Source organism: Pseudopedobacter saltans DSM 12145 (assembly GCF_000190735.1).
In the GTDB taxonomy this organism is placed as follows: Bacteria; Bacteroidota; Bacteroidia; order Sphingobacteriales; family Sphingobacteriaceae; genus Pseudopedobacter; species Pseudopedobacter saltans.
The window spans coordinates 104,523-125,653 of sequence record NC_015177.1 but is presented as its reverse complement, the minus strand read 5'-3'; the positions used below and the strand labels follow the sequence as shown (position 1 = coordinate 125,653).

Here is a 21,131-nt window from a genome sequence, read left to right as displayed (position 1 = left end):
ACTAATGAACTGATCGAGTAATGCCAAAAGAGATTGCTTCGTCGTACCTCCTCGCAATGAACTGTGTTTAAATCCAAATAAAAATTAAAATATATCCAAAATAATATTCTGTTTTTATTGCCTCTATCCAAATTGTGGTATATAAGGTTTACCAGATTTAGCAATAGCAAATACCTGTTTAATAAGTTTGTTTACCGCTGCTATTAAAGCGACCCTGTATGGTTTTCCCTTGCTCCTCAATCGTTCGTACAGATTTTTACATGCTTTGTTGCACCGTATGGCAGAGGTAGCAGCCATGTACAAAACTTTTCTCACCTGGCCCATTCCCATTTTACATATATGGCCTTTCCCTCTAACACTTGTTCCTGATTCATATATCCTTGGGGCCAGTCCAAAATAAGATATCACCTGCTTGTAGTTTTCAAACATACCAAAACCACCTGTGGCGATAATCAGCATGGAAACGCTCCTTGGCCCTATACCCGGTATGCTCCTGATATGGGTGGCCATTTCTGCATAGTTCTCCTTTATCAATTGCTCTATCTGCCGCTCTTTGTCCCTGATCCTGGTGTCGTGGCTTTGCAGTTCCTCTTTTATCTCCCTATATAGCAGCTCCTCTATTGTTCCTGCTGCCTCAAAAGCATGCAACTGGTTGGACAGCATCTGCCGCCTTTGCTTTAGCCCTTCAAGATAGGTTTCCACATTACGGATATGCTGGATTGCCTCAGTGGGAGGCTCCCATAACCTGGGACTGGTCATCTGCGCAAACTCTGCTATAACCATAGCGTCTTTCTTATCTGTTTTTGCCCTGGACATTCTCATCTGCGCAAACCTGCGTACAGTCAAGGGGTTTACCACTGAAACCTTTATCCCTGAATCATGTACAAATCTTGCCAGCTGGAAATAATAAGGCCCCGTAGCTTCCATCACAACATGGGTTTGCAGAACATGGGGCAACATATCTCTAAACCCCACTGCATTATTAGAAAACCTGCCTTTGAAGACGGCTTTCCCATCTTTTAATACTGTAATGTCAAAATAATCCTTTGAACAATCGATACCTGTTACCATATTTGTAAAATCGTAAAATAAGGATCACAGCTTTCTTATCGTGACTTATCAATCGTAAAAACAGGCTCCCGAGGCCTAATGAACTGTCCAAGTTATAATAAGAATGAGAGAAGGGACTGACATTGCGAAGAGTCTTTAATGACTAATGACCAACTGAAATCTTTTTCCTTCTCTCGGCTGGATCTTTTTAAAACTAAACAAAATTATATTCCGTTTAAGTTTCTCCAAATACTGTCTTACAAACTTACGATGACGCCTTTTTGTCATTGCGAGGAACGAAGCAATCTAAACTAATTCCCTAAAATATAACACACTCTGTTCGGGTTGTTTTTGAAATCCGCTTTCCCCTGGTTTAAGGGTTAAGCGGGGCGACTCTTAGATCATCAATGAAAACCAAGCACTCTATCCGGAAAATGGCAGTAGAGATATTTCGGAAGATTGAAACTCCTTTATGTATATATCAAGTCGAAGACTCTCCTTTATTTATTGATCCGAAGAGACGTTTCACTTAACTCTTCGCACAGTACAGTGCTGAAAGAATCACGTACTGCTGTTTTCGATAAGGAGTTAGCTGTAATTGTATAACACTTAAGAGACAAGGGCTCGTTGTCCGAGCGAATAAGGGTGTGTTGTCCGAGCGGACAAGGGTGCGTTGTCCGAGTGGACAAGGATGCGTTGTCTAAAATCACCTTTCTATCTGATTGAAAAAGTTAAAGAGAAGAACGATTAAAGAAACATTCTGTCCCGCTTTCCCCTGGTTTAAGAGTTAAGCGGAGCGACTATTAAATCATCAATGAAAACCAAGCACTCTATCCGGAAAATGGCAGTAGAGATATTTCGGAAGATTGAAACTCCTTTATGTATATATCAAGTCGAAGACACTCCTTCATTTATTGATCCGAAGAGACGTTTCACTTAACTCTTCGGACAGTATAGGGGTCGATTATAAAAAGGCTGTGAGAGTAATGCCAAAAGAGATTGCTTCGTTCCTCGCAATGACAAAAATAGGGGCGTCATTGCGAGGAACGAAGCAATCTAAACTAATTCCCTACAATATAACACATTCTGTTCGGGTTGTTCTTGAAAAGGCAACCCGAACTTTGAATGTTGCGGATTTTTTTGAAATCCGCTTTCCCCTGGTTTAAGAGTTAAGCGGGGCGACTCTTAGATCATCAATGAAAACTAAGGACCCTGTCCGGAAAATGGCAGTATAGACGAACAACGATGAACGATAGACTAACAACGATGAACGACAGACGAACAACGATGAACGACAGACGAACAACGATGAATGACAGACTAAACTCTCGATATAAATATATTTTTAAATATACTATTATTTAATTTTTCAGATACAATTCATTACTTTTGAATATAAATTGTTTATGTACTTATTAAATACTTTTAACCTCTTGTTACTTTACTAATTGAAACAGAAAATTATTATAAAAATTCCATTTGATATGGATAACATTCATTACTTATGCATGAGTCTGACACTTTAGATATCTCTAAACTTAAACTGATACCTGTAGCTGAAATTACCATTGGCCAATATATTATTAATCTTGGCTCTGTTATAGAAACTGAAAGACTGCAACAGCACTATAACCTGATTATTTCTCGTCTTAATGAAAAACAGGTGATAAAGTTTACTGATGATGCAGTTCTTGCTGTTATTTAGATGTAGAAATAACAGGTATTAAACACCAGAGAGCAAAGATAAAAGAGAACAAGGATAAAAAAACAAAGACGATAGACAAACAACGATGAACGATAGACGATAGTCACTACCTAAAAACTCCTTTATAAGCGGGATATTGTCTTAATAGCTTATTCCCCTCCCTTGCTCCCATTACCATAATTGATGTACTTAAAGCGTTTGCAAATTCTGCCGATGGGCCATAAATAGTTACACTGGTTAATCCTGTAGATGGATAACCAGTTTTTGGGTTGATAATATGCGAGTAGCGCTGTCCGTTTATCTCCGCATATTTTTCGTAACTCCCCGACGTAGCTACTGCAGCCTCTTTCATTCGGATTTTCTTTAATATATGATGTGGCTTAAATGGATTATTAACACCAATTAACCACGGCTTTCCATTAGGCTGTGTACCCCATGCAGCTATATCACCGGAAGCATTTACAATACCGGCCTGAACTCCAATACGCTTCATTAATTCCCGACCTTTGTCTGCTGCATAGCCTTTCCCAATAGACCCAAAACCTATCTTCATGCCTGCTCTGGAAAGAAAAATAGTGGAGTTTAAGCTATCCAACACAATAAACTGATAGCCTACATATTGTACTGAACGCTTTATGGCTTCTGCTGTTGGCATCGTATCCATACTTCCGTCGAACTTCCATATTTTATCCATCGCCGCTATACTTACATCGAAAGCACCATTCGTCATTTTAGAATACACTAATGCCCTTTGGGTCAGCTCAAACACTTCCCTATCTACTTTCACAGGTTGTATACCAGCATTTCTGTTGACCAGGGAAATTTGCGTTTCCGGCCGCCATTCAGAAATCAGGTTCTCGATTCTGGAAATTTCAGCAATTACCAGATCTGTATTTTTATCTGCCTCCTGCTGGTCATGGGCTACTACTGTTATTTCGAAAACAGAGCCCATAAGTGTAACCTGCCGCTTAAATATGGCTTGGGCATAAACAGATGGAAATAGCGATATAAATAAAAATATTAACGTCAGATAATGAAGTATTGCAATAAGTTGTCTATTAATACAAGCCATTAATAACAGTCTGTCAGGATTTGATTGCGATCTTTATAATAACTTAAAGGTCTGTCATTTTGTTCTAAAGACAGTTGTTCCAATACCCTTTCCACATCTTTTTGCATATTTAACGAACCACAGATCATAATAACACCTTCTTTTCTCAGTAAGTCTAAAAAGAAACCTGCATCTTGCTGAATAAGATCCATTACATATTGACGCTGTTCTTCTCTTGAAAACGCCAATTTAAAACTCTTCAGCTGTTGTTGAGATATGGATTTCTCCGCAAATCGGCGGTAATCCTGTGTCAGTTCGTTATCGTAACGGAACCCGGCATAGAGATGAACTGGCTTTTTTCGACTATTGCTTAATATCATTCCCAAAAATGGCGCTATTCCTGTACCATTGGCTATCATAGCTATCGCCGGTGCTTTTTCCGGAAAATGGAAATGCGGATTGAACATCACTCTTGCCTGTATGCACTGTCCTTTTTCCAGCTGATATAAAAAACCTGATCCAAAACCATTAGGATATAGCTTTACAACCAGTTGAATGAGTCCGTTACTTTCGCCAATAGAATAAAAACGTTCTCTATTGTTGTTGGCCGGATATATAGCCAGCAGGTCGCCCGATTTAAATTTGATTTTGGACGAGGGTTTTAGAAGAATCTTAAAAGTTGTATTGTCTCCACTAAGTTGTGTTCTTTCAACCACCTGCAATTGCCTTAAGCCTTCTGCCTTAAAACTATACACTGCCGGAGCTGTTGCCAGCGCCATAAGTGATTTTTCACTCCAATGGTGTACCCAGCTTACAAATTCTTCAAGAGATTTGTCGTTTACCGTATGTAATGGCAGAAAGCGGGAAGCCCATGATTGTTTATCCAGCAATTGATCCGTATATACAGCATACGAACAAAAGTCCGGATAGGATGTTGAACCGAAACCTATAACGGAAAACCTCACCGTATGGTCCTGGGGATACTTTTCTATTAAACGCTCAAAATTTCCTGCATTGCTTGGCGCATCTCCCAGACCATAAGTAGATGCAAAGACCAGAATATGCCTTGCTTTCGAATACCTTTGGTATTGGTTCATTTCTGCCAGAAAGGAAGTTTTCCCATCTGCCAGTAGTTGCTTATGAATCTGATTAGCAAAAAATAAAGTACTTCCGTTTTCAGAACCGAATAAAATAACGATCTCTGCCTCATCGGCTTTGTATTTATTTTTAACTCTGGTTCTGCTACGTTTAAAAGTAATCACAAAACCGGTGTACATAAAGAAAACGATATTAAGGGAGGCAATACCTAATATAATTGCCCAAAGTACGTTTGTTCTTCCGGTATGTAAATCCAGGCTTAGTTTTTCTAAAATTACGGTAGAAGGATATTTTGTTTCCTCCTGTATGCTTCCATCGGTCTGGTTAACAGACAGCATACGATCTCTTAATTTCAATACGTAAACCTCTTCGGGGTCTTCGCTGTCAAATGGAAATTCTATCTTTTCCACTTTCGACAGTTTGGTTTGCTTAAATATTTCGAAATCTTCTACTTTTTGGCCTGATTTGTCATTGTATTTGTTTTTGGATACTGTTTGCCGCCCCTCTTTACCCAGCAAATTTACGTTTACCAAAAACAGATAAGTCCCCGTAAGGGAAATGATAAAAACAGGAATCAGTAATAGACGCCCACTTATTACATGGAAATATTGTGAGAAAAAGTCTTTCTGAATTTTCGCGAAGAAATGTCTGATTCCCTGTTGCCGTTTAAGAATCAGGATGGTTCCTGTAAAGGTAATCAGCAATAATAAAAAAGAAACTACTCCCACTATTATTCTGCCAGTTTCCTTTAAAAACAGAGACCGGTGTAGGGCGGTAACCCATTGTATAAACTGACTTTTGGTTTTAAACGATCCAAGTATCTGCCCGCTTAGCGGATCGATATAAGCTTTAACGGTATTTCCTTCCTCGTCCAGTGCATCTACGCTTACAAATTGATTATGGTCAACCGAAACTTCGATAATTTCCGGATAAACCTTACGCAATGCAGATACAGATTGGGCTACGTTTAAAGATTCGAAATTCTTTACCCTATAAGCAGGTACCTTTTCATTTACTGCGTCAATAGCCAGTATTACTCCGGTTACAGAAAGTATCAACAGAAAAAGCGATGACATGATTGCCAAAGCTAAATGCGCATACCTCCAAATAGATAAAGTCATTCTTTAAACTGTTTTATTTTCTTCTCGCCTTTAATCCAGCTCTATAAAAGTTTAGATCGACCTAAACAAGGTGGGTAACAGAATCATATGTTATTTTATAGCATTCAGCTTAACATAACGAATATATCCTTTTCCCTCAGCGCGTTCTGCTAATGCTTCTGCCGTTAAAGGAATCTCCACATCCGTAACATGATATTTTTGTTCTTCAACAGCTGACTCGAAACGCAATTTATAACCTTTGCCCAGTTTGCTATCTTCTATTTCTATGGTTCGCATTGCCCTGTCGCCACCACCAACGGAAGCACCAGTAATTGCACTTAATTTCTCTTTGGTTTTTGCCTGAAATTTATACCAATCTTTGAGGGTATTATACCATTGTTTGTCGGTTCCTAAAACTGATAGTGTTTTCTCGTAGCCTCCTTTTGGATTGATTAAGGATATAATTACATATGCTTCTTTCCCCTGATAGGCGTTCATCTGGATCATGCATTTATATTTAGTAGCCTGACCAAAAGCGGTTACAGAAGAAAAAGCTAAAAAGGGTATCAGTATTAAAAATTTTAAAGAGGTGGTCTTCATACTATTATTTTAAGAAATCTATAGATACGTTATTGGATTTTAAGAACTGATTCTCTTTAGCTAAATCGTAAGCTGTCTCGTCAAACTCTGTTTTTAATTTCTTATCTGCTCCTAACGCTATTAGTTCTTTCAGAATTTTATCGTCTTTGGCAATTAAAGCCGCTTTATGCAATGCAGTTGTTCCTTCTTTATCCTGCGCATTGATATTGGCACCCAATTCTTTAGCTTTTTTAATAAGTTTTTCGTTCTCTTTAGCTACTGCTAAATGGTATAAAGAACTTCCGTCTTTTTGTACTTTGGTGACGTCTAATCCTGTATTCTTCAATAAAGCCAATTTTTCTTCGAAATCATTACCTGCAGGGGCAGTTTGCGGACCTGGTCTTCCTTCTCTGAAAGAATTAAACCAATAGTAGGCTAGATTTCTACCGTCCTTATCCAATGCATTGATATCTGCGCCATTCTTTAAAAGTACACCCGCTACTTCGGCAGAACCGAAAGCAATCGCTCTGGTTAAAGCCGTCTCACCTTTTTCATTAACAGCATTGATATTTTTTACTTTTGGCAATAAAACATTCAATAAAGTGATATCTCTACCACTCGCAGCATTAATTAATACCGTATTGCCTTCGCTATCTGCTTTGTTTAAATCTACTCCTTTAGTTAAGAAATAGTTAATTACTTCCATATTTGGCCTGCGTACCAGAGCATGCAATATTGTTGCTCCGTCTTTATTGGTTGCTTTAGGATCTAGTTTTAAAGTTTCTACTAAGTATTTATAAGTGTCTATTCCATTACTTACCTGTCTTGATCCCTGAGTAGCAAAGAAAAGTGCTCCGCTTGTAGGTTTTACTCCTTTTTGAATAAACTTATTTATCAAATCCTGATTGCCTAACCTTGCTGCATAATCTACTACACTGTTACCATTATTATCCTTATCCTGAAGGCTAAGACCTTTTGTGATGAAATAATTTGTTAGCGTTAAATCTTTATCAAATGGTGCAGCCAACATCATTAATGTCGCTCCGTCTTCGTAACGCTGTGTTGGATTTACACCTGCTTTAAATAATGCATCATACACCGCAGTATTTTGATTTCCGGTAGCTGCTGCATAAGCTGCTATTGGCTCTCCATGACTATCTGCATAATTTACATCAGATCCCTTAGCTATTAAATAACTAACTATCTCCGCATTTCCTGCTGCCGCTGCCCAATGCAGGTATGAACGACTATGGTGTGTCTTTTTAGTTACACTATTCCCCTCTTGCTCTACCAAAAACTTAATTATATCATTAGAAGCTTTATTGTTAATGGCGATAGTCACCGGATCAAATGAAGCTGCATTTGGCTGTGATGGGCTATTACCTTTTGCTATTTCGGCTTTTACCGACGCTAAATCGGGATTGCTTTTCCAATAGTCGGCACTCATTAAAGAATTGGTTTGAGCTTTTCCTAAGTATGTAGTAAAAAGAAACGCTGCAAATAACAGTTTTTTCATATCGCGTATATATGCTTTCAATTATCGTTATTTAAATTCAGTCTAAATACAAGGCAAATCTAATAAAATAATTCTCTTATAAAAAAGTTTGTTGCTAGTTCTTCGCTGTTGGTAGATTGGGTTACATCGTATGAGGAAGGGAGTTAGGAATTTCTATGAGGAGCTATGAGTTTTTTAGGAAAGCGGAGTTAGAAACTCCTTTTCATGTATTAAATCCGTAGAGACGCAGGCTTAACTCTACGGACAGGAAAAATGGTAACGGGTATCGATTGTTCAAAGGATTATTTTGACATTACAGCATTAAAAGATGGGAAGGCCATCTTCAAAGGCAGGTTTAATAACAATGCAGCGGGGTTTACGGATATGTTGCCCCATGTTCTGCAAACACAGGACTGTCCGTAGAGTTAAGTGAAACGTCTCTACGGATTATCAAATAAAATAGAGTCTCCAGACTCTATCTCTTTTACTTACTACCGAATTAAAGCATATCCAACTCAATCAAACCTTTGTCTGCTGTATAATAATCTATTCCAGAAGAATAAACATAATCTTGTTCCCTCCTTACAATATTTGCCCTAACTGGATTTTCATGTAGATATTGTAACTTTGTTTCAAGTATCTTATCATTTTCGCATTGTATAGGATGGTTATCCTGTTGCCAAAATTGAAAATCTTTATTTTTACTATTTCTTTCTCCGGCTTTTCTAAAAATCCATAGCATCCAATTCTTTCTGCTTTCGCGATTATTTTCTGAAATAGCTTTTAAAATATTACTGGAAGTAAATTTCTTAAAATCCCTTAGGATATCTGATAATCGATTAGGTTCGACAGCGGATACTATTAAATGTACATGATTGCTCATAATACACCAGGCATGTACTCTTAACCCCTTATTTGCCCGACAATATTTCAGGCTCTCCACTACGATGTCGGCATAGTTCGTTCTCGAAAAGACATCTATCCATTGTATTACTGAGAATGTAATAAAATGAATGGCAAACTGATCCTTAATCAAATAACCTCTCTCTGACATAATAACGAATATAGTCTTTTAAAATTTATTGACGAGAGTTGGAAACGTCCTGTTATTAATGTTGGGAAAGGAGGACACGAAATTACAAACTCCTTTTTCATTTATTAAATTCGTAGGGACACTGTGTTCAACTCTACGGACAGAAAACATTTTAGTTATAAGGAACTATGAAATTAGATTTCTTATTATTTATTATGGAAGATGCTTATTATTGATAGGAATACGGAGTTACAAACTCCTTTTTTATTTATCAAATCCGTAGAGACGCAGGCTTAACTCTATGGACAGAAAACACAGAAAACACACAGAAAACACAGGAAACCTATCCCGAGGAATAAACAGAGTCTTGTTCGCACAGGACTGTCCGTAGAGTTAAGTGAAACGTCTCTACGGATTATCAAATAAAATAGAGTCTCCAGACTCTATCTCTTTTACTTACTACCGAATTAAAGCATATCCAACTCAATCAAACCTTTGTCTGCTGTATAATAATCTATTCCGGAAGAATAAACATAATCTTGTTCCCTCCTTACAATATTTGCCCTAACTGGATTTTCATGTGGATACTGTAACTTTGTTTCAAGTATCTTATCATTTTCGCATTGTATTGGATGGTTATCCTATTGCCAAAATTTACAATATTTCAGACTCTCCACAACGATGTCAGCATAGTCTGGGTCTCGAAAAGACATCTATCCATTGTACAACTGAAAATATAATAAAATGAATAGCAAACTGATCCTTAATCAAATAATCTCTCTCTGACATACTAACGAATATAGTCTTTTAACGTTTTACCGGGCGAAAGTTGGGGAAATTCTTGTTATCGATATTGGTAGGAACGTGGAGTTAGAAACTCCATTTTATAATTAAATCTGTCGGGATGCTCTGCTTAACTCTACGAACAGGAAAAGGTTCTCAGCTTGGTTCAACAAGCTGTTTAAGTTGGTTAGGCTACAGAATCTTAGTAAAGCTCGCTTTCCATTGGAATGATGTCTTGTAATTTAGGCAAGGGCCTTATCAAAATTTTCTTCTTCGTATTACGCAGTATTGCATTTGTATCATACCGTTCGGTTTTTTCAATCCTTATTCCCGTTGAAAGATTAAAATCAACAATCTCAGATTCCCCCCTTCCATTTGAGGAAATTATTGAAAAACCTATCAATTCAAAATTACCATTCTGAAATCTAAACTTATGTTCAAAATGCCCTCTTAGTAATTCACCATTAACACTTAGTACGCCATTTTTTATTATTATATCAGAGAATCTATCTCCAGTGTGTATCCATCTCTTCCGTATGGATATTGTGCTTCGATCATTTTAACGGAAGTTGCAATTAGCTTGAATTGTCTATCTGGTTGTTGAAAAAATATTTGAAGTCTATAAGGAGCATTTTCATTTAATGTATCCTGAGTTATAATAACTTTATCTAATAAATCGTCTTTGTTGAGATCGCCTAAAACTTCTTTGACCTTATAATTGAAATTATATTCCTGTTTGCTAGTCTGCGCAAAACAGTTTAACTGGAATACTGTAAGAATTATCAGAATAAGTTTTTTCATTTGATTACAAATATTAGAACGCCTCCAAACCACAATCTTTGTTATTATTTCAGATTTTAAATAGATATTAACCGCAGCTTGAAAAACAAAAGGGGACTTTTTAGAGAATTTTAGCCCCCTTTTTATAGTCAAAACTATTTACCTGTACTGATACTCATAGCATTCAGATAATAAAATCCATGCTTGTCTGTATTTTTACTCCCTGCAGTTATATCTACAATCAACTCGCCATTTGCATTTGGACGAATATTCTTTACGGTTACCAATTGGCTGTTATTATTTGTTGCGTTTACCGTACCTATAACTTTTTTTGCTCCGTCGGTGGTAAATTGTGTTTCTCTGTTATCAACATCCTTTGCGGATCTCGAGGAGAAATAATTAAGCGTATACTTTTTTCGGGAATCTAATCCCGAGATTTTCAACACACTTCTCTCTACCTTTTTCTTATTAAATTCCTCTTTCGAATTTCCATAAAAAGTACTGGAAGAAACATCTTCTGGCATCTCTATAGTCGTCGAAGTTTTCTTTGGTCCACTTACATTTTTACCGGTGAATCCTTCCACCAGCGTCAGTCTGATTCCTGTAAAGTTCCCTTTTTTGTCCACCAGATTATCTATTCCTCCGCCATTATTGAAATAAGCCAGGTTATTCCAATCGTCGTAGGCTTTTGCATCTCCAAAATTTATATAAACGGGACTATTTGATAATTGAACATTTTTAGCCTGAAAATCTTTTAATTCTGTTACCTGATAAGGGTTTAGAACTGCATCGTGGGCTGCTGTTTTTGCCAGCTGACTTGCTCTGGTGTTAACTGTTTCTGGTTTAAAAGGATTATTGAGCACTGGCTTGCCAAAAAGCTTTTCAAACCATGTACAAGCCGCTGTAAACCGACCTATGTTTAAATCAAGGTGATAACCATCTCTGTTGAAGTTATCGCCGATATAGCTTGTTCTGCCATTTTGAATTGCTGTTCCTGCCGGTACAACGATATTTATTGGAACTATATTTTGTACTTCTTTAGATACATTTATAATAGACTGGTACATCTTGTTCTGATCTCTGTCATAATTATCAAAGCCTTTATGCTCCGAGTTTTTCGCATATGCCCACGTCTGGTGATATATGTATTTTACATCAGGGTTTTTCGCTCTTTGCTTTACATAGTTAAACAGTTCCGGTAAATTTTCCTTTACTGATTCTAAATTTCCCGACAGCGGGCTTGCTTGCTGAAAACTGATATAATCCCAATTTTCATCGGCCAAAGCTGTTTCTATAGAAGTATTTGGCGTTGTTTTTTTCACGCCATCCAATCCAATTTTTCTATAAGAATATACTGCCTTATTTTCTCTTATATTCTTTACATGCAGTTCTAATGGTGCACCGCCTATATAAAGATTTGCAATAATTACTTTTATACCTTCTGCTTTCGCTAAATCATAAAGGTAGTTTTCTACGCCATCTTCTGAAAAGCTATTTCCGATAGCGAGTATTTTCGTAACCTTTCCGGTTTGAGCACTTACATGAGAAGTCTTAAATACTGAGAGACCTAAAAAAAGAAAAACGAACCAGAGCCTTGCAGTTGCAATAAAGGTTCTTCGGGAAATCAGATTTTTCATGGTTTATTTATGCTTATTTTTTAATTACTTCAGAAATTGCTTTTCCTATTGAACCGTTTGGAGCCTGTATATGTAATAAGGCTGCAACTGTAGGCGCAATATCGCACATAGAATAGTTTTCTACGGAGCTTCCCTGATTAATTCCCCATCCCATAAAGATTAAAGGTATATGGGTATCGAATAAATTCCATACGCTATGCGAAGCGCCTTTTGAGCCTCCTAATGTCCATCCCGGTTCTGGAATAAATGCTATTTCTCCTGTTCTTTTTGCATTATAACCGTTAACAAGCATTTCTTTAATTTTATTTGGAATCGATGCATTACCAATAATTTCCATATCGGCTGCAAATTGGATCCCTTTCTGTTTCATCAGCAAGGTAACAACATCTCTTTTTAGCGTTGGATAATCAACTCCTTTTTCTATAGCAGCCTTAGCATTTAAAGAAATGTATAATCCAGTATTACCAGTAACAATATTTTTGATACCGTATTTCGCTTCTACCATTTTATTTACCGCCGTTAAGGCATTTTGCTTTAAGCCCAATAAACCTGTAGGGATATTATGTTCTTCAAGAAATACTGAATTATGAGCTCCGCCATGGTCTGCTGTTAAAAACACAGTATAATTTCCTTTTCCAACTTTACTGTCCAAATATTTGAAGAATACAGAAAGATCCCGATCTAATCTTAATAAACCATCTTCTGCTTCTACAGAATTGGCCGAATACATATGACCTATATAGTCGGTAGACGCACAGTTAACTGTTAAAAAATTAGTAACGGTGCCATTTGCCAAATCATACCCTTCGATTGCTGCTTTTGCAAATTCCAATGTTAAAGTATTTCCAAATGGCGTTTTTCTGATATGATCTGGATTGAGTTCATAATATTTTTTGATATCATGTGGAAACACAGGCTTTTTCTCTCCAGGAAAAAGACCTTCCCATGGCACATAATCTGGTGTACTCTGTATATAACTATCTATAGGATATAAAGTATTCCAACCATCTTTCACTAAATTACGTCCTACTTTTTTACTATTGAAATCATTTACCCAGGCAGGCAAATCTTTCATATAGTAAGTACTGGTTATAAAGTTTTCACTTTCGCTATCTAGCCAGAAAGCTGCTGTTGGCGTATGCCCTGCCGGCATAATAGCCGCTCGGTCTTTCATTGAAACACCTACTATTTTTGAGCGAAAATTGGTAGCTAATGCCAGTTCGTCTGTAACAGTGGAAGCCAATAAATTTCGCGGAGACATTTTCCCTGCTGCCGATTTACTTCCAACAGTTTGTTCTACTGTGTCTTCTGCACAATACCATTTTCTTCCGGTAAGCTGGTCTACAAAATCATTTGAGGTTATACCGTGTATAGCGGGTACTGATCCGGTAAAAATTGTGGAATGACCAATTGCGGTAACGGCAGGTAAATGTGTGATATATGTGTTTTCGCAGCTAAAACCTTCATTAAGCAGTCTTTTGAAACCACCTGTTTCATAACGATCATAATAACGATAGAGATAGTCCCAACGCATTTGGTCTACTACTATACCAACAACAAGTTTAGGTCTTGCCAATCCATTGCTTTTCTTTTCTTTAGCATGTGCAGTAAAAGTACCACATGTTAGCATTAAATAAAGAAAAAATTTCAGGCTGTTTAGTGTGCTACGTGTTTTCATTCAACAATTTTGATTCTCAGATGTGTTTATACTCCTTGTAAATGTACAAGAAGCTAAAAAGAAGTCAAAAAAATCAACACCTTTTATTCCACAAAACATGTTGATTTTCAAGAATTCATAAATGGCTTTACGCAATTATTTGATGAATATAACAGTTTCCACCATACGTTGCCCGTAATGATCGTATTTTTTATTATCTGTCGGGTGGTTGACAATGCCATTAAAAGGTTGACCTTTTACCCACATCATTGTAGATCCTCCACCGTCTATATTCATTGCAGATTTTGGATTGAAGAAACGCTGTAAAAATGCGGTTAGTTCTTTTGCCGACATTCCCAGAGCTTCTTTGTTTCTACCGTCAACAGCAATTAATAATAGTCGCCCTTCTTGTGTTACAGCAATTGCAGTTCTTGGATGACGTACACCCTGATGTTTCAGATAATGTTCATAATGGAGCTTTTTGATATCTTTACCAGTGGTGTCTGCAAAGGTTAAGCCTACCGGTTTAAAATTATCAATTAACATTGGCGCCCCTGTCATGATATTTTTGGATTTTATTGCAGAGAAATTTTCTGGTGAAAATTCAATATCAAATTGTTTACCCTCATCATCAAACGTAAACATTCCCTGATGCTTCCACCAATAAATGCTACTTTTAGGCACTTTTACTTTTTGAATATCCTGCCCTTTTAAACGCAAATGCATATAATCTGCTGAATCTTTTTTCTCTATGAAATAGGTAGCGTTAATACCTGCTATAGCACCCGGAATTCTGTTTGCAAAAACGGATAATGAATCTTTTTCCTTTTTATATTCGAAAACCATTTTACCTAAACCCGCACCCGGATTGAAGCTGATTACGTTCACATTCTGGTTGGCAAACTGTTTATCTGTCTTGCTGCTATATTTATACCATATTACATCTTTCCTTAAGGTGTCCGTGGTCCAACCTGTTTTCTCCTTCAATTCGGTAACTGCCGATTGACTGATTCCCCTTTTTCCTGAACAAGCAGAGAAAATTAACGCAGCACTTAATAAATAACTAACTCTTAACATTTATTTTCATTTTTATGAATATTACGAACTATAAGTTTGATCTGTTTTGTAAGTACCTATAAAACTCCGTTCATCCAAACTACTGTATTTTATTTAAATACATAAATTCTTTTACTCCAAATGTTAGGGGCAATCTTAAAAGCAGAAAACATTGTAATATTATTTCTGAATCTACTTTATCAAACCGCCCTTTATTTCATTTGGACATTGAAAATTTAATAGGTGTGTTAAAGTTTTATAGCTAAAATCTTTTTAGATTTTCTACTCTTCTCTGCCATAAATGCCATCATGTGACTTTCCACAGAAACTGAAATATCTGATGATAATATCGACTTATCCTGATTCGCTACAGCTTGAACAAAATCTCTTACCATAAGCATATCTCCTCCTCCGTGTCCAGCATCTTTATATTCTTCAATATCTTCAGCCTTAGGTTTGAATATTGTTCTCTTTCCTGTTTTAAAATCAGTATAAACCAGTTCATTCATATCCCCCACTAAATCTCCCATTGCGCCCATAACACGGGTTCTTCTACCTCCATAAGAGGTAAATGCTTCCATAGAAAGACTAGCGGTAACGCTATTGTCGAATTGGATGCTTGTAACATAATGATCCGGCTGGTCATTATCCATTTTATAAACGCATCTACCATAATTGGTTGTTTTTAATTTCTCCAAAATGATATTTCCCTGTTCTTCCTTAGTTATTCCTTCTGTCGGAACATCTAAATGTCTAATTCTTATACGCTTCCTATAATAATGTTTAAGCGCAGAATAAGGACATTCTTTTTCTACGGTACAACCATCAATACATCTTGCAGTACTGCCCGCTGGTGCATTTTCTTTACGGAACCATTTTAAATCTCCCATAGCGGCAATATGCTTACTTGGTTTATCTACAATCCAACGTACAATATCCAAATCATGACAAGATTTAGCCATAATAATTGGTGTGGATGTTTTTGAATTATGCCAATTTCCACGTACATAAGCATGAGCCATATGTAGATGTTCGATAGGCTCCAAATGCTGTACGCTCACTATTTCTCCAATAGCTCCTTTAGAAACCAGTTCTTTCATTTTTACAAAGTATGGAGCATATCTCAAAACGTGACAAACAGCGACAATTCTTCCAGTTTTCTGAGCCATTTTAAGAATATCTCTGCATTCTTTTTCTGTAGGCGCTATTGGCTTTTCCAGCAAAATATCATAGCCCATTTCTAAGGCCTTCATACAAGGTCCATAATGTAAGTTGTCTGGTGTAGAAATAATAATTGCATCGGCAAATTTCGGACGTCTGAACACATCTTCCCATGTCTGAAATCTGTTTTCCTTAACTATATTATGATCTTTAGCATATTTATCGTTTCTATATTGATTGGGATCTGCAACACCAACTATTTTCAATTCATTAGGGCGGGATAATGCATATTTTCCGTAAACAGTACCTCTACTTCCCGCTCCTATCGTAACTGCAGTTATCGTCCTGCCAATAGGCTTATAATCTCTTTCAGGCGCTCCATCAAAAATAAAAGTATCTTCAGATATCTTTCCCAATACATTCGTAGTAACTACTGATGCACCTAAAGTAAGGCTCAGCGTTTTTAACAAATTCCTTCTATTCATTTAATTATTTTGTTTTTGATACTATAGCCCATCCGTTAGCCACTTTTCTAAGTGAACCTCCAGAAGGACGGTTCTTTACGGCAATATTCGATTGATTTAAAGCTACGTAGGTAGTAGACCCTCCTCCATCTAAATTAACTGCCTCCCTTACACCCAGAGCATGAAATATTTCTGCAAGCTCATCTAAAGTCAAACCATTGGAATAATCGGGACTACGACCATCAACGATTAAAAAAAAGACCTCTTTATTATTATTAAAAGCCACTGCGGTTCTCGGATGGATAGCAGCATCTGTTTGAGCTACCGGTTTCCCTTCTTGAACTAATCTTTGAAAACCGCCCATAGCATGCATAATCATATTTTGTTCATTAGGAAAGGTTTTCATATTTCCTATAATTGGGTTTCCTGTTTTCGTAATTCCAAAATAAGACCTCGTAGCAGTAGTCTTGGCTTTTAAAGGTATTCCATTTACGATGGTTATGCCTCTTGGTTCTCCCGTAGACATATCGAAATAGTCTGAATTTAGTGCTGCTATCGTTTGATATCCGTCAAAAAGATTGGACTTCACCATATCCGGAATAGTTTGCATACCAAAACCAATTGAACCATTCGGCGTCAAAGGCTTTATTTGGATGCCCTTATCGTTAAGATCTACCTTAACAACAAAAAGTACCATTGGTAAATTCTTATTACTTATGTACTCCAAATTATACTCTTTTACGCTTTTATTTAGTTTCGTTTCTTTATAGAAGACTACCTTTTTTATTAAGGTAGTCTTCTTTGTAAGTATAGATTCTAAACTTTCGCTGTTTTCTACCTGTTCTTCTGCTGGTTTACCATCAACAGGTTTTATTTTCGACAAGGTTTCATTCGAAACCTTGCAAGAGAAAAACAGGAAGTAGACAAAAAGAAATACCAGATAACGTTGCTTCTTCATTTTTTCTTTAATTAGCTTTAAACTTCGTAGTTGATATACCATTATCTGACGATATAGACAAAATGTAAATACCCGGTGTTAAAGAAATAGGCAAAACAATATCTCCGTTCATCTTTGATACATCTTTAATGGTTATCAACTGCCCATTTATATTGTATACCTGTAATATCCGATTATTGAAAACACGATCATTGGTAAACACAGTTAATTTCTCATTTAGATAATTTACCGAGATGCCTGAAACAACTTTTAGGTTATCAAAATTTATATTAAGGACCTTAGAAGGTGTCGATTTTCCATCAAAATCAATTTGTTTCAATTGGTAGTAATTCATCCCAACAAATGGATTATTGTCCATATACTGGTAATCAATTTTAGTTGAACTGTTGCCAGCACCGGAAATTGTAGTTAATAAGCTCCAATCTTTTCCATCTGAGGATTTCAGGACATCGAAATGGGAATTATTTTGCTCTGATGCTGTTGTCCATCTTAGTTTTACAGTATTATTGAGTTTACTCGCTTCAAAAGCTGCTAAGGTAACTGGTAGTGGATTTGTTATTGTTGAAGTACCTTGTATTTGCAGCGCAAGATCATAACTATCTGCAGAACGGCCTATTGCAAATGTTCCCGAATTTGCTGTATTAAATCCCCATACGTATAACCTAAAAACTATCGAATCTGCTTTAACATTCTGAAGTGCGGTGATCCCAGCTAAATCTACTACAGGTTGATAAACGCCATTGGTATTAGTGCTGGTAAATGTAACTTCACTGGTAAGGTCTACAAACTCACCATCATTTATTTTGTATCGCCATAAGTATTTGTTCCCTCCTGCAGATGACCTACGTAGGTTTGCATGTAAGGCTTTTAATGATAAAGCTACATTCGCTTTTGGACTAATGTCGAAAGTAAAATAGTTACCATAGTTTTCTGCTTCTTCTAAAGTTGTAACAACATTAGAAGATACTGCCGTAAACCCTCTTTGAAGAGTGACGTTATATTCAGGATTTGCATTTAAACCAGATCCTCTTTTTAAACTGGATGGCTTTATATTAGCGTGTGTTATATTTGAAGTAATAGCAACTTCGTTTCCTTCTGCCCTTGATCCATTGTTTGAAGTAGACAAACCCCATCCTAATAAACTCTCTGTTAAATCGTTATCCACATCTCCAAACAGATTAAATCCTGGAATTCCGTTTAAGTTTCTAAACGCAAATGTACTGGATGTATTAATTCCTCCTATTATATAAAGCCTAAAATAGATTTTAGTATTTGAACCTATACTTTGTAATTCTGGTATTTCACTTAGATTAATTTCGGGTTGAACAGCAGCTGTAGCATCGTGAACAAAAGCCTGATCTACGGCATTAATAGGTTTGAAATCACTTTTCTCTGCACTATTAATACTATAATACCAACGATAATGTGTCGCAGCAGTTGCAGCTGACTTTCTGATTATCCACTCTATCCTATTTAAAGAAGATTTTACCGCATTTTTTGTTTCAAACTGAATCTGCAAATATTCATCCCTGTCGAATGCATTAGCGAAAGTAGATTTGGTTTCAGCTGTATAAACATATTGATGCGAACTACTATAGCCCTCAGGCAAACCCGTATTTCCTTTCAACCCGGCTCCTCGTGAAACAAAGGCATTCACAACTCCACCAACACTTGCAGTTGAATTAAATGTCGCTACATTACTATTGTTTCCAGAAGTTAAATCGATACTCTTTAAGTCTAACTGAAATACAGGTACTACCGGTACAATTTTCTTTATTTCCTCGAAATACTGACTATATTCTGAGAACAGAGTCGAATTAGTTAAAGTAACCAAAACCTCATTATTGGTTTTCAATGCCCCATCTGTATAGTTATGGGATCCCGTTATAATTACTTTTGCATTTATTTTACCATTCCAATCTCCCTCTATCAACATCATTTTTGCATGAATATTTAATTTAGCGGCGGCTCCCTCCTCTAAATTAAATATCCTCACAGTGGCACCCAATGCTTGCAGTTGACGTAATTTTACTTTTGTTTGTGTTCCTGCAGCATCCTTCGCAAATACTTCTATATTAGCTCCCTGATTTCTAAGTTGAATCAATTTATCTATTATTGCGGGTCTCGAATCTGACCAATCGGACATTGCAATTCTGATTTTTGAAGCCGAAACGTTGCTTATTGCATTTAAGCTTTCAACAACATCATCTTCATTGGTATTCACTCCAGTGCCTCTCTTAGGGAAGAAAGCCAGTTTAACATCATTTTCATTAAAAGTATTGTAAACAAAACCGCTAGACATCCCCGATGTAGCATAGGTTTTAATGGTATTCCAGTTTCTCAAAAATGCCTGATAAATACCTGAACTATTAAACATTAAAGCATCTTGTATTTTTTTCGTATCTGATACCGTGAAGTTATTTGAAGTTTGAAATGTGACATTACTTAAAACCCCCTCTTGAGTTAGAACTTTGGAAAACAATACAAATTTATGATGATTGATCGCATTGGAGCTTACATCATTTACACAAGTTATAATTTCAGAATCAGGCAGATTAGCTTGTAACCAGGGCAAACTGGTCGCATTAGCCACTTGGCTATCAGAACGACTCATATCTACTATCATATGCAAATTAACCCCTCTTTGTTCCGCAACTTTTAATGCATTTAAAACACCCTGATGACTAATCATATAAATACTCATATGAATATCTTCTCCTGCCGGTGTTTGATTAATGTTGTATATTAACTTATTAATAATTACTTCGGATGCTTCTCCCTTAGCTATCTTCTTTTGATCTGTAAAATAAGCTTGTTGAATAGTGGAGTTAATTACTTGATTATAATCATATACCTTTCCCTCGATGGTTATTCCGTAATCAGTATTATTTGATGAGCGACCTACCGCAAAAACACCTGTACCAACACCAACAGTATACCCCCAAACATATAATCTAAATTTAACTATAGAATTTGCCGCAATTAATTGTAAATCTTCTTTCCCAGTTAAATCGACCGGACTTTGGATTACACCTTGATTATCTGCTGTAAATGACCTATCTTCAGATAAATCTTTAAAATCGCCACCGTTAATACTATATCGCCACCTATACCAAGTAGCATCACCCCCGTTTGTAGACCTTCTAAGTTTAGCTTTTAGCGTAGATAAGGAACTAGCAAAATCATCTTTTGGTTGGAATGTAAATTCTATATACCCATTTTGAGCAAGAGAAGTCTGATAAGTATCTAAAATTACTTTTGTTGTACATGCAAACGAATTCGCGTAGTTATACTCTTTAAAACCGGCACCACGGCTTAAAACAGAACTTTTTATACCAGAAGCATGATTTGTTGAGGTATAAGTTAAAGAGTCCCCTGATACAGTGGTTCCTCCAAGAGCAGAAGTTCTGAACTGCCATCCCAGCAGTATTTGTTCTTGAGCTTGTACGGTTACAGACGTAAAAACGGCACACAGTACTACCAAGAACATGTAAAAACATGTTTGTAGAGTTTTTTTCATAATG

Annotated in this window: 14 protein-coding genes; 1 reads left to right on the top strand and 13 read right to left on the bottom strand. The window is 36.6% G+C overall.

Going from position 1 to position 21,131, the window contains the following annotated elements; genetic code table 11:
• Positions 1–123: 123 nt before the first annotated feature.
• Positions 124–1,071: an IS110 family RNA-guided transposase gene (locus PEDSA_RS00450; RefSeq protein WP_013631179.1), complete on the bottom strand. Its 948-nt coding sequence runs from the start codon at positions 1,069–1,071 to the stop codon at positions 124–126.
• A 1,483-nt stretch (positions 1,072–2,554) separates the two neighbouring features.
• Here PEDSA_RS00450 and PEDSA_RS00445 point away from each other — a divergent pair.
• Positions 2,555–2,755, top strand: a complete 201-nt coding sequence (locus PEDSA_RS00445) for a hypothetical protein (protein WP_013631178.1) — start codon at positions 2,555–2,557, stop codon at positions 2,753–2,755.
• A 106-nt stretch (positions 2,756–2,861) separates the two neighbouring features.
• Here the strand turns inward: PEDSA_RS00445 and PEDSA_RS00440 are convergent, their stop codons facing one another.
• The 12 genes from PEDSA_RS00440 to PEDSA_RS00380 form a co-directional block, all read right to left on the bottom strand.
• Positions 2,862–3,707: an FAD:protein FMN transferase gene (locus PEDSA_RS00440; RefSeq protein WP_245546791.1), complete on the bottom strand. Its 846-nt coding sequence runs from the start codon at positions 3,705–3,707 to the stop codon at positions 2,862–2,864.
• A 119-nt stretch (positions 3,708–3,826) separates the two neighbouring features.
• Positions 3,827–6,025: a PepSY domain-containing protein gene (locus PEDSA_RS00435; protein ID WP_013631176.1), complete on the bottom strand. Its 2,199-nt coding sequence runs from the start codon at positions 6,023–6,025 to the stop codon at positions 3,827–3,829.
• Between the two features lie 90 nt (positions 6,026–6,115).
• A complete protein-coding gene (locus PEDSA_RS00430) occupies positions 6,116–6,604 on the bottom strand; it encodes a DUF2271 domain-containing protein (RefSeq protein ID WP_013631175.1) in 489 nt (162 codons plus the stop codon).
• A 4-nt stretch (positions 6,605–6,608) separates the two neighbouring features.
• The gene (locus tag PEDSA_RS00425; RefSeq protein WP_013631174.1) at positions 6,609–8,099 is read right to left on the bottom strand and encodes an ankyrin repeat domain-containing protein; all 1,491 of its coding nucleotides are present in this window, start codon (positions 8,097–8,099) and stop codon (positions 6,609–6,611) included.
• A 478-nt stretch (positions 8,100–8,577) separates the two neighbouring features.
• Positions 8,578–9,132 carry an REP-associated tyrosine transposase gene (locus tag PEDSA_RS00420; protein WP_013631173.1) on the bottom strand — a complete coding sequence of 185 codons (555 nt, stop codon included), beginning with the start codon at positions 9,130–9,132 and terminating at the stop codon, positions 8,578–8,580.
• A gap of 1,254 nt (positions 9,133–10,386) precedes the next feature.
• Positions 10,387–10,695 carry a hypothetical protein gene (locus PEDSA_RS00410; RefSeq protein WP_148233478.1) on the bottom strand — a complete coding sequence of 103 codons (309 nt, stop codon included), beginning with the start codon at positions 10,693–10,695 and terminating at the stop codon, positions 10,387–10,389.
• A gap of 134 nt (positions 10,696–10,829) precedes the next feature.
• Entirely contained in the window at positions 10,830–12,311 is a 1,482-nt protein-coding gene (locus PEDSA_RS19750) for a DUF4886 domain-containing protein (protein WP_013631171.1), read from the bottom strand.
• A 13-nt stretch (positions 12,312–12,324) separates the two neighbouring features.
• Positions 12,325–13,989 carry an alkaline phosphatase PafA gene (gene pafA / locus PEDSA_RS00400; protein ID WP_013631170.1) on the bottom strand — a complete coding sequence of 555 codons (1,665 nt, stop codon included), beginning with the start codon at positions 13,987–13,989 and terminating at the stop codon, positions 12,325–12,327.
• Positions 13,990–14,124: 135 nt separating this feature from the next.
• Positions 14,125–15,045 (bottom strand): phosphodiester glycosidase family protein, encoded by a 921-nt coding sequence (locus tag PEDSA_RS00395; protein ID WP_013631169.1) that lies wholly within the window; start codon positions 15,043–15,045, stop codon positions 14,125–14,127.
• Between the two features lie 227 nt (positions 15,046–15,272).
• Positions 15,273–16,670 (bottom strand): Gfo/Idh/MocA family protein, encoded by a 1,398-nt coding sequence (locus PEDSA_RS00390; protein ID WP_013631168.1) that lies wholly within the window; start codon positions 16,668–16,670, stop codon positions 15,273–15,275.
• Positions 16,671–16,674: 4 nt separating this feature from the next.
• Positions 16,675–17,607 (bottom strand): phosphodiester glycosidase family protein, encoded by a 933-nt coding sequence (locus tag PEDSA_RS00385; RefSeq protein ID WP_013631167.1) that lies wholly within the window; start codon positions 17,605–17,607, stop codon positions 16,675–16,677.
• Positions 17,608–17,614: 7 nt separating this feature from the next.
• Positions 17,615–21,097, bottom strand: coding sequence for a phospholipase D-like domain-containing protein (locus PEDSA_RS00380; protein WP_041536918.1), 3,483 nt, complete (start codon positions 21,095–21,097; stop codon positions 17,615–17,617).
• Between the last annotated feature and the right edge of the window lie 34 nt (positions 21,098–21,131).